Consider the following 13,107-nt stretch of genomic DNA (forward strand, 5'->3'; position numbering starts at 1 on the left):
CTCCGGCGCCCCGGCATCGTTTACGCTGGAGGCTATGCGTCATCACCGTTCCATTCGTGGCGCCCTGATCGCGGGGCTCGCCGCTTCGCTCGTGCTCGCGGGAACGATACCGGCGATCGCCGTCGACGGCAGCGCGAGCGACTACGCCACGTGGTCGGAGGTGCGGGCGGCGCAGGACTCCGAAGCCGCCGCCGAAGCCGAGTACGCGCGTCTGCAGCGTGCACTGCAGCAGTCCAGCGATGAAGCGACAGCCGCGACGTCGGCTGCAGCGAGTGCCCATGGCCGCGCGAGAGAGGCGCGCGAGGCGGTCGAGGCAGCGGTCGCCCGTGAAGCGGCATTGCAATCGCGCATCGAGCAGGCCGAGCAGTCGTTCGGCGACAATGATGAGGCGGTCGGCCGAATGGTCTCCTGGATGTACACCAACGGCACGGGGCTCGCGAGTGCGAGCGCGCTCGCGACCGCGTCCGATCCCGAGGAGTTCATGGCGAAGTTCAGCATGTCGTCTCAGGTATCAGGCACCTGGAACGGCATCGCGGAACGTGCGAAGACGGAGGTCAATTCGGCGGCATCCCTCCACGACCAGGCTGCGGACGCGAAACGCGAGCGGGAGCGTCTGGCCGACGAGGCCGAGGCTGCCGCTGCATCGGCGGACCGGGCGCAGCAGGATTCGGACGCCGCAGTCGCACGCGCGGGTGAGCGGAGCGAGACGATGTACGCCCAGTTGGCCGCCCTGCGCGGTACGACGGCTGAAGCGGAGCGTCAGTATCAGATCGGCCTGCAGGTGGCCGAGCAGGCCGCAGAGCAGGAGCGGCAGCGCGAGGAGGCGGCGCGGCAGCAGGAAGAGCGCGACCGGACTGCGAATCCCCCGGCGGAGCCTCCTGCGGGCGGGTCGGAGTCACCCGGGGGCACCGATCCCGGCACGGGCGGCGGCGATCCGGCCGGCGGTGTCGGCGTCGACCCGGCCGGCGCCCAGGCCCACGCTCGTTCGTCGCTCGGCGCCTACGGTTGGGGTGACGACCAGTTCTCCTGCCTCGTCCCGCTCTGGAACGGGGAATCTGGCTGGCGCGCCGATGCGCTCAACCCCTACAGCGGCGCATACGGCATCCCCCAGTCTCTGCCTGCCGAGAAGATGGCCACTGCTGGCCCCGACTGGCGGACGAACGGCAACACGCAAGTGGACTGGGGTCTCGCCTACATCCAGGCGGCATACGGGAGCCCGTGCGCGGCCTGGGGCGCTTGGCAGGCGCGAGATCCGCACTGGTACTGACGCGGCTCCGACCGGCGCTGCGCGGGAGCGCCGAGGCCCGCTCAGCAGAAACGCCGGCGCCCGACCCCCGGAGGGGTCGAGCGCCGGCGTTGTGCGAAGCTTCAGACGGCGAGGCGTTCGAGCACGATGCCCGCGAGATCATCGGCGAGTCGCTGTGCATCCTCCGCATGCTCGGCTTCCACCATCACGCGGACGACCGGCTCGGTGCCGGAGGGGCGAAGGAGCACTCGTCCGTTACCCGCGAGCGCGATCTCGGCCTGACGCACCGCCTGCTGCAGCACCTCATCGCCGTGCACACCGGTGCGATCGACTCCGCGAACGTTCACGAGCACCTGCGGGTACACCGTCATGCAGGTGGCGAGCTCCGCAAGCGACTTCCCGGTGCGCACGACCTCTGCGGCGATGTGCAGACCGGTCAGGATCCCGTCGCCCGTCGTCGCGTGATCGCTCATGATCACATGACCCGACTGCTCCCCGCCGAGGGAATACCCCTCGGCGTTGATCGCCTCGAGCACGTACCGGTCGCCGACGCCCGTCTCGACCACGTCGATGCCGTTGTCTGCCATCGCGAGCTTCAGGCCGAGGTTCGACATCACTGTGGCGACGAGCGTGTTGCGGACGAGCTTTCCGCGGCGCGCCATCGACAGTGCGAGGATCGCCATGATCATGTCGCCGTCGACGACCTCGCCGGCAGCGTCCACGGCCAGGCAGCGATCGGCATCGCCGTCGTGCGCGATCCCCAGATCGGCGCCGTGCTCGATGACCGCGGCGGCCAGCGGCTGGAGATGCGTGGATCCCACGCCGTCGTTGATGTTGAAACCATCGGGGTCGTTGCCGATGACGGTGACGCGCGCCCCAGCATCGGTGAACACGTCGGGCGAGATGCCGGCCGCTGCGCCGTGCGCGCAGTCGAGCACGACGTGAACTCCGTCGAGGCGCGTACCCTCGAGCGTCCCGAGCAGATGCACGAGGTACCGATCCTCCGCATCCGCGAAACGGCGGATGCGTCCGACCTCCCGGCCGGTGACGGCCACGACCGGACCGTCCATCGCGGATTCGATCTCGTCCTCGACGTCATCCGCGAGCTTGCGACCGCCCTCGGCGAAGAACTTGATCCCGTTGTCCGCTGCCGGATTGTGCGAGGCCGAGACCATGACGCCGAAATCGGCGCCGGTGTCTGCCACGAGATAGGCCGCCGCCGGAGTCGGGATCACGCCGGCGTCGAGCACGTCGACGCCCGCAGAAGCGAGACCGGCAGAGACTGCCGCGGAGATGAACTCGCCGGAGACGCGCGGATCACGCGCAACGACGGCCACAGCACGACGGCTCTCGCCCCGGGCAGAACGCCCGAGAACGAGAGCCGCAGCGCGAGCGAGGCTGAGGGCCAGCTCGGCAGTCACATCGACGCCAGCCAGCCCTCGAACCCCATCGGTGCCAAATAGGCGTCCCATGTGTTGGAAGCCTCGATTTAGCGCTTCGAGTACTGCGGCGCCTTGCGGGCCTTCTTGAGACCGGCCTTCTTGCGCTCCTTGATGCGCGCATCGCGGCTCAGGAAGCCGGCCTTCTTCAGGGTCGCGCGGTTGTGCTCTTCGTCGATCTCGTTCAGCGCACGAGCGATCGCGAGACGCAGCGCGCCAGCCTGGCCCGAGGGGCCGCCGCCGCCGATGCGAGCGATGATGTCGTACGAGCCGTTCAGCTCGAGAGCGGTGAACGGATCGGTGATGAGCTGCTGGTGCAGCTTGTTCGGGAAGTACTCCGCGAACTCGCGTCCGTTCACCGTGAAGGTGCCCGAACCGGGGATGAGGCGCACGCGGGCGATGGCCTGCTTGCGGCGGCCCACTGCTGCACCGGGAACGGTGAGCGCGGGACGGGGCGACGCGACGGCGGCCTGGCCGGCCGGCGTCTCGGTGGTGTAGCTCTCGGTGGCCACGGTCTGCTCTTCAGTCACTGTGAATTCTCTCTCTGAGGTCTCGGGGCGCGATTACTGCGCGACCTGGCCGAAGGTGTAGGGGGTGGGCTGCTGAGCAGCGTGCGGGTGCTCAGCACCTGCGTACACCTTCAGCTTGCGGAACAGATCGGCGCCGAGCGAGTTCTTCGGAAGCATGCCGCGGATGGCCTTCTCGACCGCGCGCTCCGGGTTCTTCTCGAGCAGCTCGGTGTAGCTGACCGAACGGAGACCGCCCGGGTAGCCCGAGTGACGGTAGGCGCGCTTGTTCTTCGCCTTGTTCCCGGTCAGCACGACCTTGTCGGCGTTGATGATGACCACGTAGTCGCCCATGTCCATGTGGGGCGCGAAGGTGGTCTTGTGCTTGCCGCGGAGCAGAGCCGCTGCGTGCGATGCGAGGCGACCGAGCACCACGTCGGCTGCGTCGATGACGACCCAATCGTGCTTCTGCTCGGCGGCCTTCGGTGAATACGTGCGAGTCACTTGTGTGCTGCTTTCTGTCGAATTGGAGGAGTTCGTGAATCCCACTCCGGTGCGTGGTCCCCGAGGGGTGCGCGCGCGGCTGGAGGGCTCAACAAATCGGGTGCTTTCGCACCAAAGATCAACACTAGCACAGAACGGACGCCGGGGCCCGCTCAGTCGATCGCGCTGCGGCGCGCTCGTGTCGCCGCGGCGCGCGCCTCGAGGGCATCGTTCGACGGATACGCGATCTCCTCGAGCGAGAGCCCGTGTGCCGGCATCACCGTGAAGCGGCTCGTCCGCGCGCGCGCATCGCGGAGCGCGACGAGCTCCTCGTGATCGATGCGTCCGCTTCCGACCGCGACGACCGCTCCGATGAGCGCACGCACCATCGAGTGGCAGAATGCGTCGGCCTCGATCCGAGCGGCGTACGCGCCGTCCTCCGCGCGCCTCCACTCGAAGCGCAGGAGGTCGCGCACGGCCGTCGCCCCCTCGCGGGCTTTGCAGAACGTGGTGAAGTCGTTGAGACCGAGCAGCTCGTCTGACGCGCGTTGCACGGCGTCGAAGTCGAGGGGGCGTGGAACCTCGGCCGTGTACCGCGCGACCAGAGGATCCTTCCGCATTCCAGCCCCGATGAGTCGATACTCGTACCTGCGCCTGAGCGCGGAGAAGCGGGCATCGAAGGCCGCGGGGACGACGTGCGCCGAGTGCACGACGACGTCCGGGGCTGCACGGCTGACGATCCCGGTCAGCTTCCGCGCGCGAAGGCGGGCGAGCTCGGGGGCTTCCCAGGCGGGTTCCTCAGGTCGGCGCCGCGCGGTCCATTTCTCGAGTTGCGCAGGGGTGACGTCCAGATGCGCCACTTGACCGCGCGCGTGCACTCCTGCATCGGTGCGCCCACCGACGGTGAGGCGCACGGAGGCGGGGTCGTCGACCCGCAGCAGCATTGCGAGGGCGCCTTCCAGGCTCCCCTGCACGGTGCGCAGGCCCGGCTGTGCGGCCCAACCCGAGAAATCGGTGCCGTCGTACGAGAGATCGAGCCGCAGGCGTACCGAAGCAGAGTGGTGCATGCATCGATCCTGCCAGATGCCTCAGCGTGCCGGTCAGGGCGCAACGTACACTGGATGCCCGAGGCGCCCCGGCCGGGACCGCGCCGCACTCGACACTATGACTCAGACTCCTCCGACACGTGCACTCCCCCGCGCCGACCGGCTCGGGGGGCTCGACGGTCTCCGCGCCATCGCGGTCGGCCTCGTGCTCTGCTACCACCTCTTCCCCGGCCCACTGCCCGGCGGGTTTCTGGGCGTCGACATCTTCTTCGTCATCAGCGGCTTTCTGATCACCACGCTGCTGCTGCGAGAGCATGCGAGCACGGGGCGAATCCGGCTCGGTCACTTCTGGCGACGTCGCGCTCGACGTCTGCTCCCAGCGCTCGGGCTGGTGCTCGCGGTCTCGACAGCCGTCGCGGAGCTCGTCGACCGCGACCTCCTCGTCGGAATCGGACGTCAGATCGCGGGCGCCGCATTCTTCGTCGGCAACTGGACCTCGATCGCGGCCGGCGCCGACTACTTCGCGCGAGATGCCCCCGAGCTCTTCCGCAACACCTGGTCCTTGGCGATCGAGGAGCAGTACTACATCGTTCTCCCGCTCCTGCTGCTCGTCATCGTCAGGATCCGGGGCCGCGTGCTGCGCGCGCTCCCCCTCGTCGCGCTCGGCACGGCCTCCGCGTTCCTCATGATCGCGCTCTCCGCTGGCGGCGCTGAGCCGACCCGGGTGTACTTCGGTTCCGATACGCACTCGTTCGGGCTGGCATTCGGCGCGGGCCTCGCACTCCTCACGACAGGAAGGTCATCCGAGCTGCCGCACCGGGGACCGGGCCGGTACGCCCAGCTCGCGTTGACCGGTATCGCCCTGGCCGGGCTCGGCGTACTGGGCTGGCTCGCGGTGACCCTGCAGGAGGGCGGCGAGCAGAGCTTCGCCTGGGGCTTCCAGTTGGCCTCCCTCGCCGCACTCCTGACCGTGTGGGCGGTGACGAGGCCGGGCGCATGGATCGGTGCGGCGCTCGACGCACGGCCTTTGCGGTGGGTCGGAGAGCGCTCGTACGGCATCTACCTCTGGCACTGGCCGTTGCTGCTGCTCGTCGCAGCGGGCCTCGGAACGGGATCGCCGTGGATCGTGGGCGCCGTGACGTTGGCGCTGACTCTCATCACGGCGGCGCTCTCGTTCCGATACATCGAGGAGCCCGTGAGACGGTTCGGCCTCAGGCGTTCACTCATGCTCCTGGCGCGGCCCGACCGAGCGTTCCGAGGCCGAAGGATTGTTCCGGCCGTGGTGGCTTCCGTGCTGGTCCTCACCGTGCCGGCCACCGTGTTCGCCGTCGCCACGGCGCCCGCGCAGACCTCAGCAGCAGATGCTGTAGAACGAGGCGCAGCCGCGCGCGATGCGTCGCAGTCGGAGGCATCTGAGGCAGCGGGCGCCGACGACGGACCGGACGCGAGCTCAGCTGCTGCCGCCGCAGGCGAGAGCTCGACGAAGCCCGACGAGCCGATCGCCGCCGCCGGTGCCGACATGAGCGCCATCGGAGACTCGGTGATGCTGGCGAGCCTCCCCGAGCTCGAGGAGCGTTTTCCGGGCATAGCGATCGACGCATCCGTATCGCGCAGCATGGGAGCCGGCGTCGCACTCGCATCGGAGCAGGCGGGTACCGACGTCCTGCGCCCCGTGCTCCTCGTCGGCCTCGGGACCAACGGGCCCGTACGACTCGAAGAACTCGACAGCCTGCGACAGTCGGCTGGCGACCGGCTCATCGTGCTCGTCAACGCGCACGCGGATCGCGACTGGGTTCCCGGCGTCAATGACGCTCTCACGGCCTACGCCGACACCCATCGCGGCGTCGTCGTCGCCGATTGGGAGGGGACGATCTCCGCCGCCCCGCCGTCCGCGCTCGCGGGCGACGGGATCCACCCGAACCCGAGCGGCGGCGAGCTCTACGCCGACTGCGTGGAGAACGCTCTCGAAGAGCTGCAGCGCCCCGGCGAGGGCATCGGCTACGCGTTGCCGCGCCGCTGACCGAACCGCCGTCGCGGGAGATAGGCAACCGGCGCCCCTGCAACCCGAAAGCCCCCGGTGCGCAGAACGCAACGGGGGCTTTCGAACAGTCGAACGAGGAGGCTACTCGGCCTTCTCCTCGGCGGGTGCCTCGGTGGTCTCCTCAGCGGGCGCCTCGGTGGTGGTCTCCTCAGCGGGCTCTTCTGCAACCGGAGCGGCGGGCTTCTCAGCCTTCGGCTTCGGCGTGACCGGCTCGAGCACGAGCTCGATCACGGCGAGCGGGGCACGATCGCCCTTGCGGAATCCGGTCTTGACGATGCGGGTGTACCCGCCCTCGCGGTTCTCGACGAGCGGTGCGATCTCCGTGAAGAGCTCGTGGACAACCGACTTGTCGAGGATCTGACGCATGACGCGACGACGCGAGTGCAGGTCTCCCCGCTTCGCGAAGGTGACGAGGCGCTCGGCGACGGGCTGCAGGCGCTTGGCCTTCGTCTCCGTCGTCTGAATGCGCTTGTGCTCGAAGAGCTGCGAAGCCAGCTGGTTCAGCATCAGACGCTCGTGTGCGGGGCCGCCTCCGAGGCGGGGGCCCTTGTTGGGCTTGGGCATTATTTACTCCAGTAAGTGTGCGGTCGGGCGGACAGTGCCGAACCGTTAGTTGTTGTCGTCTTCGTAGCTGTAGAACTGCGCACCGTCGAACCCGGGCACCGCGTCCTTGAGCGAGAGGCCCATCTCGGTGAGCTTGTCGCGCACCTCGAAGACCGACTTCTGGCCGAAGTTGCGAATGTTCATCAGCTGCGCCTCGGAGAGCGCTACCAGCTCGCTCACCGTGTTAATGCCCTCGCGCTTGAGGCAGTTGTAGCTGCGCACCGAGAGATCCAGATCCTCGATCGGGATCGAGAGCTCACCCTCCGCGACGACCTCGACCGGCGCGGGGCCGATCTCGACGCCCTCGGCCGCGGTGTTCAGCTCGCGCGCGAGCCCGAAGAGCTCGACGAGCGTCGAACCTGCAGACGCGATCGCGTCGCGCGGGGAGATGGCGGGCTTCGACTCGACATCGACGACCAGGCGGTCGAAGTCGGTGCGCTCGCCGGCTCGGGTCGCTTCGACGCGGTACGTGACCTTCAGCACCGGCGAGTAGATGGAGTCGACCGGGATACGGCCGACCTCAGCGTCCTCGTTGCGGTTCTGAGCGGCCGAGACGTATCCGCGGCCGCGCTCGATCGTCAGTTCGAGTTCGAACTGAGCCGAGTCGCTGAGCGTTGCGATGACGAGCTCGGGGTTGTGCACCTCGACACCCGCCGGAGCCGAGATGTCGGCGGCGGTGACCTCGCCGGCGCCGGTCTTCCGGAGGTACGCGGTGATCGGCTCGTCATGCTCGCTCGAGACGACGAGATCCTTGATGTTGAGGATGATCTCGGTGACGTCCTCGGTCACGCCCGGGATGGTCGTGAACTCGTGGGCGACGCCCTCGAAACGCACGCTCGTGACCGCGGCGCCGGGGATGGACGACAGCAGGGTACGACGCAGCGAGTTGCCGAGCGTGTAGCCGAAGCCGGGCTCAAGCGGCTCGATGGCGAAACGCGAACGGAACTCGGAGATCGATTCTTCAGTCAGAGTGGGTCGCTGTGCAATCAGCACGGTGTGTGATCCTTTCGCTGGAGTCCGCTATATGACTCATGCGGTATCGGGATTGAAGTGGGCTGAAGCACCGGGGAGAGCCGGTGCTGAATACGACGGATCGCCGCCACTGGGGCGGCAGTCGCGCCGGCTCGCGCCGGCGCGACCTTCCGATCAGACGCGGCGACGCTTCGGCGGACGGCAGCCGTTGTGCGTCTGCGGCGTCACATCGTTGATCGAACCCACCTCGAGGCCAGCGGCCTGCAGCGAGCGGATCGCGGTCTCGCGGCCCGAGCCCGGGCCCTTGACGAAGATGTCGACCTTCTTCATGCCGTGCTCCTGCGCCTTGCGCGCAGCGGACTCAGCGGCGAGCTGAGCGGCGAACGGAGTCGACTTGCGCGAACCCTTGAAGCCGACGCCGCCTGAGGAGGCCCAGCTGATCACGGCACCGGTGGTGTCGGTGATCGAGACGATCGTGTTGTTGAAGGTCGACTTGATGTGGGCCTGGCCCACGGCGACGTTCTTCTTGTCCTTGCGACGCGGCTTGCGAGCCGCGGTCTTTGGTGCAGCCATTGAGTGTTCTCCTGAAAAGCTCTGTGTGTAGGTCTAACGGACCGGCGTTACTTCTTCTTGCCGGCGACGGTGCGCTTCGGGCCCTTGCGGGTACGAGCGTTCGTCTTGGTGCGCTGACCGTGCACAGGCAGGCCCTTCCGGTGGCGGAGCCCCTGGTAGCTGCCGGTCTCCACCTTGCGGCGGATATCGGCTGCGACCTCGCGGCGAAGATCGCCCTCAACCTTGAAGTTGCCTTCGATGTAATCGCGAAGCGCGACCAGCTGCTCATCCGACAGGTCCTTGACGCGGATGTTGCCATCGATGCTGGTGTCGGCGAGCGTCTTGAGCGCGCTCGTGCGCCCGACGCCGTAGATGTAAGTGAGTGCGATCTCAACGCGCTTATCGCGTGGGATGTCGACTCCTGCGAGACGTGCCATGTTGGCTCTCCTTGCGGATCGTGGAGGTGTGGTGCGCATCGGGGGTTCGGGCCTCCGGCCCGAGGTGTCCCCTGCACGAAATGAGGTGGGCTGGTGAGCTCACCGCGGATCTCTCACGGACGCTGCGCGTTCCGATTCCATGAGATCCGCGCAGGTTCTTCGATGCGCTGGATCAGATATTCAGTTGTGTGTTCTGCAGAGCCGCCGGCGACGGCAGGGACTCAGCCCTGGCGCTGCTTGTGGCGCGGGTTGCTCTTGCAGATCACCATGACGCGTCCGTGGCGGCGAATGACCTTGCAGTGATCGCAGATCGGCTTGACGCTGGGATTGACCTTCATGATGGTTCCTTCGTGTGTATCGCTGTCCTCGTACTCGCGGAGTGCCGCGAGTCGTTACTTCCCAGCGACCTACTTGTAGCGGTAGACGATACGGCCGCGGGTCAGATCGTAGGGCGTCAGCTCAACGATCACGCGATCCTCGGGAAGGATGCGGATGTAGTGCTGACGCATTTTGCCTGAGATATGAGCGAGCACTTTGTGTCCATTGGTCAACTCGACGCGGAACATCGCGTTGGGCAGAGCCTCGACGATGTGTCCCTCGATCTCGATGACGCCGTCTTTCTTCGCCATAGCCTCACTATCGCTTGCGTAGGTGTACTGGTCATGCGAATGCTCAGCTTCTGCGTCTCCGACCGCGGTCCGACTACGGTCGGCGCGAACGCAAAAGCAGGCGCAAAGCACCAAAGATCAAGAGTACTCGGCGTGTCGCCTTTTGTAAAGCTCGCCGAGTGTCGCGTCGTGGCGGACGCGGTTCCTGCGTCCCTAGACGAACGGCACGGGCCGGACTCCGAGCGGCTCGAGGCCGCTCGCTCCCCCGTCGGGTGCGGTGAGCACCCAGATGCCGCGCTCGTGCACGGCGACGCTGTGCTCCCACTGCGCGCTCATGGATCCGTCGGCGATCGTCACCGTCCAGTCGTCGTCCTCGACCACGGTGTCGATCCCGCCTGCCGAGATGATGGGTTCGATCGCGACGACGAGCCCCGGCTTCACCTCCGGCCCGCGTCGGCGCGTCGGCACGTTGAACACCGGAGGATCCTCGTGCATGCTGCGACCGATGCCGTGACCGATGTAGTCCTCGAGCACCCCGAAACTGCTGTGGGCTCTGACGTAGGCGGCGACGGCTTCTCCGACCTCTCCGAGGTGCGATGCCGAAGCGAGACGCGCGATCCCCCGCCACATCGCCTGCTCGGTGACATCGCTGAGATGCTGGTTGGCCGACGTCCGCTCCGGGTCGGCGTGGTCGGGCAGCACCGCTGTGAATGCAGCGTCTCCGTGCCACCCGTCTACCACTGCCCCGGCATCGAGAGCGACGATGTCGCCCGCTTCGAGCGGACGATCTGTCGGGATCGCATGAACGACGTGCTCATTCACGTTCGCGCAGATCGTGTGGCGGTACCCGGGCTCCAGCATGAAGTTCGGAGATCCGCCGTGCTGCCGGACGGCGCGCTCAGCGATCGCGTCGAGCTCGAGCGGGGTGATTCCGGGAGCCACCTCTGCCCGCATCGCGGAGAGCGCGGCCGCCGTGGCGCGACCGGGAGCGATCATCTGGCGGAGCTGCGCCGGCGTCTTGTAGATCGAACGTCGCAGCAGGCCTCGACGCGCCAAGGGCTACTGCCCGACTCGCGCGTTCAGCTGCGCAGCGAGGCCCTCAGCGATCCGCTCCGACACCTCGTCGACGGAGCCGAGCCCGTCGACGGAGACGAGGATGCCCCGCTTGGAGAACAGCTCGATGAGCGGTGCGGTCTGCTCGGCGTACACGTCCTGGCGATGACGAATGACCTCTTCGGTGTCATCGGAGCGCCCCTCGACCGCCGCTCGCTTGAGCAGACGTGCCACGACCTCCTCTGGGTCCGCTTCGAGCAGCACGACGGCGTCGAGCGACGAGCCGTTGAGCATCCCGTCGAGCGCGTGCACCTGGTCGACTGTTCGCGGGTACCCGTCGAGCAGGAATCCCGAAGCCGCGTCGTCCTGCGAGAGGCGATCGGCGACAATGCGGTTCGTGAGCTCGTCTGGCACCAGCTCGCCCTGTTCGATGATGGCCTGCACCTGCTGCCCCAGTTCCGTACCGCCCTGGATGTTGGCGCGGAAGATGTCACCGGTGGAAATCGCCGGAACCTGGTAGCGCGCTGCGATCCGACCGGCCTGCGTGCCCTTGCCGGCTCCGGGCGGGCCGATGATCAGCAGTCGCGCGGTCGTCTCTGCGGTCACTTGAGGAGCCCTTCGTAGTGGCGCTGCTGCAGCTGCGCGTCGATCTGCTTCACGGTCTCGAGCCCGACACCCACGATGATGAGGATCGATGCACCGCCGAACGGGAAGTTCTGGTTCGCCCCGAAGAACGAGAGCGCGACGAGCGGAAGCAGTGCGATGACACCGAGGTAGAGCGATCCTGCGCTGGTGATGCGGGTGAGCACGTAGTTAAGGTACTCCGCGGTCGGCCGACCGGCGCGGATGCCCGGGATGAACCCTCCGTACTGCTTCATGTTGTCGGAGACTTCTTCCGGGTTGAACGTGATCTGCACGTAGAAGAAGGTGAAGCCGATGACGAGGAGGAAGAAGACGAGCATGTAGAACGGCTGGTCGCCGTAGACCAGGTTGTTCTGGATCCAGACCACCCACGGCTTCGGGTCCTCGCCGATCTGCGGTTGGTTGAACTGCGTGATGAGCATCGGCAGGTACAGGATCGCCGAAGCGAAGATCACGGGGATCACGCCCGCCATGTTGACCTTGATCGGGATGTAGGTACTGCTTCCGCCGTACGTACGGCGCCCGACGACGCGCTTGGCGTACTGCACCGGAATGCGACGCTGCGACTGCTCGACGAAGACGACAGCCGCTACCACCAGCAGGCCCACCCCGAGAACTATGAAGAACACTTCCCAGCCGCGCGACTCCTTGATGACCCACATGGCGCCGGGGAAGGTTGCCGCGATCGAGGTGAAGATGAGGAGCGACATGCCGTTGCCGACGCCTCGCTCGGTGATCAGTTCGCCGAACCACATGATGAGGCCGGTACCGGCCGTCATCGTGATGATCATGATCAGCACCGCCCACCATTCCTGGGAGACGAGATTCTGGCACGCCTGGTTGGCGGCGGCGCCGAAGAGCTGTCCCGAACGCGCGACGGTAATGAGCGTCGTCGACTGCAGGATTGCGAGCGCGATGGTCAGGTAGCGCGTGTACTGCGTCAGCTTCGCCTGGCCGGCCTGGCCTTCCTTGTGGAGCGCCTCGAAGTGCGGGATCACGACGCGGAGCAGCTGCGTGATGATCGATGCCGTGATGTACGGCATGATGCCGAGCGCGAAGATCGACAGCTGCAGCAGTGCTCCACCGCTGAAGAGGTTGATCATGTCGTAGAGGCCCGAGCTGCCCTGGTTCTGGTTCGCCACCAGGCACGCTTGAACGTTGTTGAAGTCTACGAACGGTGCTGGGATGAATGACCCGAGCCGGAACAACGACACGATGGCGAGCGTGAAGACGATCTTCCGCCGCAAATCGGGTGTCCGGAAGATCCGTCCGATGGCGCTGAACAAAATCTGCCTCCTGGAACGTCGTAAGGGGCTTCGCCTACCGACGAGAACCAATTGCTCCAGCCTACACGGCGTGTGCCGCGTGACCGAGCCACCGCCGTGATTGGCGGGTGAAACAAGACAGCGGGGGTGGGCGGGAACGGCATGAATGCCGTCCCCGCCGAGCCCCCGCTACTCGGGAGATCCCCGAGGGTGT

At 67.0% G+C, this 13,107-nt stretch carries 15 protein-coding genes; 2 read left to right on the forward strand and 13 right to left on the reverse strand.

Going from position 1 to position 13,107, the window contains the following annotated elements:
- Positions 1-34: 34 nt before the first annotated feature.
- Positions 35-1,267, forward strand: coding sequence for a coiled-coil domain-containing protein (locus ABFX18_RS11630; protein ID WP_346058415.1), 1,233 nt, complete (start codon positions 35-37; stop codon positions 1,265-1,267).
- 101 nt (positions 1,268-1,368) lie between these two features.
- On the opposite strand, the gene glmM is transcribed toward ABFX18_RS11630, so the two are convergent.
- The 4 genes from glmM to ABFX18_RS11650 all read right to left on the reverse strand — a co-directional run bounded on the left by glmM (position 1,369) and on the right by ABFX18_RS11650 (position 4,741).
- A complete protein-coding gene (glmM, locus tag ABFX18_RS11635; protein ID WP_090147139.1) occupies positions 1,369-2,718 on the reverse strand; it encodes a phosphoglucosamine mutase in 1,350 nt (449 codons plus the stop codon).
- Between the two features lie 17 nt (positions 2,719-2,735).
- On the reverse strand, positions 2,736-3,215 hold the full coding sequence (gene rpsI / locus ABFX18_RS11640) for a 30S ribosomal protein S9 (protein ID WP_090147138.1): 480 nt from the start codon (positions 3,213-3,215) through the stop codon (positions 2,736-2,738).
- Positions 3,216-3,248: 33 nt separating this feature from the next.
- Positions 3,249-3,695 carry a 50S ribosomal protein L13 gene (gene rplM, locus ABFX18_RS11645; RefSeq protein ID WP_010156429.1) on the reverse strand — a complete coding sequence of 149 codons (447 nt, stop codon included), beginning with the start codon at positions 3,693-3,695 and terminating at the stop codon, positions 3,249-3,251.
- Positions 3,696-3,847: 152 nt separating this feature from the next.
- A complete protein-coding gene (locus ABFX18_RS11650) occupies positions 3,848-4,741 on the reverse strand; it encodes a tRNA pseudouridine synthase A (RefSeq protein WP_346058416.1) in 894 nt (297 codons plus the stop codon).
- 97 nt (positions 4,742-4,838) lie between these two features.
- Here ABFX18_RS11650 and ABFX18_RS11655 point away from each other — a divergent pair, with 97 nt between their 5' ends.
- A complete protein-coding gene (locus ABFX18_RS11655; RefSeq protein WP_346058417.1) occupies positions 4,839-6,740 on the forward strand; it encodes an acyltransferase family protein in 1,902 nt (633 codons plus the stop codon).
- Between the two features lie 102 nt (positions 6,741-6,842).
- On the opposite strand, the gene rplQ is transcribed toward ABFX18_RS11655, so the two are convergent.
- The 9 genes from rplQ to secY all read right to left on the reverse strand — a co-directional run bounded on the left by rplQ (position 6,843) and on the right by secY (position 12,914).
- A complete protein-coding gene (gene rplQ, locus ABFX18_RS11660) occupies positions 6,843-7,325 on the reverse strand; it encodes a 50S ribosomal protein L17 (protein WP_090147135.1) in 483 nt (160 codons plus the stop codon).
- Between the two features lie 45 nt (positions 7,326-7,370).
- The gene (locus ABFX18_RS11665; protein WP_058594071.1) at positions 7,371-8,357 is read right to left on the reverse strand and encodes a DNA-directed RNA polymerase subunit alpha; all 987 of its coding nucleotides are present in this window, start codon (positions 8,355-8,357) and stop codon (positions 7,371-7,373) included.
- A gap of 153 nt (positions 8,358-8,510) precedes the next feature.
- Positions 8,511-8,909: a 30S ribosomal protein S11 gene (rpsK, locus tag ABFX18_RS11670; RefSeq protein WP_010156423.1), complete on the reverse strand. Its 399-nt coding sequence runs from the start codon at positions 8,907-8,909 to the stop codon at positions 8,511-8,513.
- A gap of 47 nt (positions 8,910-8,956) precedes the next feature.
- Complete coding sequence (gene rpsM, locus ABFX18_RS11675; RefSeq protein WP_090147134.1) at positions 8,957-9,325, reverse strand: 30S ribosomal protein S13; 369 nt, start codon at positions 9,323-9,325, stop codon at positions 8,957-8,959.
- 221 nt (positions 9,326-9,546) lie between these two features.
- The gene (rpmJ, locus tag ABFX18_RS11680; protein WP_005050492.1) at positions 9,547-9,663 is read right to left on the reverse strand and encodes a 50S ribosomal protein L36; all 117 of its coding nucleotides are present in this window, start codon (positions 9,661-9,663) and stop codon (positions 9,547-9,549) included.
- Positions 9,664-9,732: 69 nt separating this feature from the next.
- The gene (gene infA, locus ABFX18_RS11685; RefSeq protein ID WP_010156420.1) at positions 9,733-9,954 is read right to left on the reverse strand and encodes a translation initiation factor IF-1; all 222 of its coding nucleotides are present in this window, start codon (positions 9,952-9,954) and stop codon (positions 9,733-9,735) included.
- 192 nt (positions 9,955-10,146) lie between these two features.
- Positions 10,147-10,989 (reverse strand): type I methionyl aminopeptidase, encoded by an 843-nt coding sequence (gene map / locus ABFX18_RS11690; protein WP_336661356.1) that lies wholly within the window; start codon positions 10,987-10,989, stop codon positions 10,147-10,149.
- A 3-nt stretch (positions 10,990-10,992) separates the two neighbouring features.
- Entirely contained in the window at positions 10,993-11,592 is a 600-nt protein-coding gene (locus ABFX18_RS11695) for an adenylate kinase (RefSeq protein WP_200329809.1), read from the reverse strand.
- Positions 11,589-12,914: a preprotein translocase subunit SecY gene (gene secY, locus ABFX18_RS11700; protein WP_090147129.1), complete on the reverse strand. Its 1,326-nt coding sequence runs from the start codon at positions 12,912-12,914 to the stop codon at positions 11,589-11,591. Before secY ends, ABFX18_RS11695 begins: the two co-directional genes overlap by 4 nt.
- Positions 12,915-13,107: the final 193 nt, after the last annotated feature.

It is taken from the genome of Leucobacter alluvii, from assembly GCF_039530485.1.
GTDB classification, from domain to species: Bacteria; Actinomycetota; Actinomycetes; order Actinomycetales; family Microbacteriaceae; genus Leucobacter; species Leucobacter alluvii.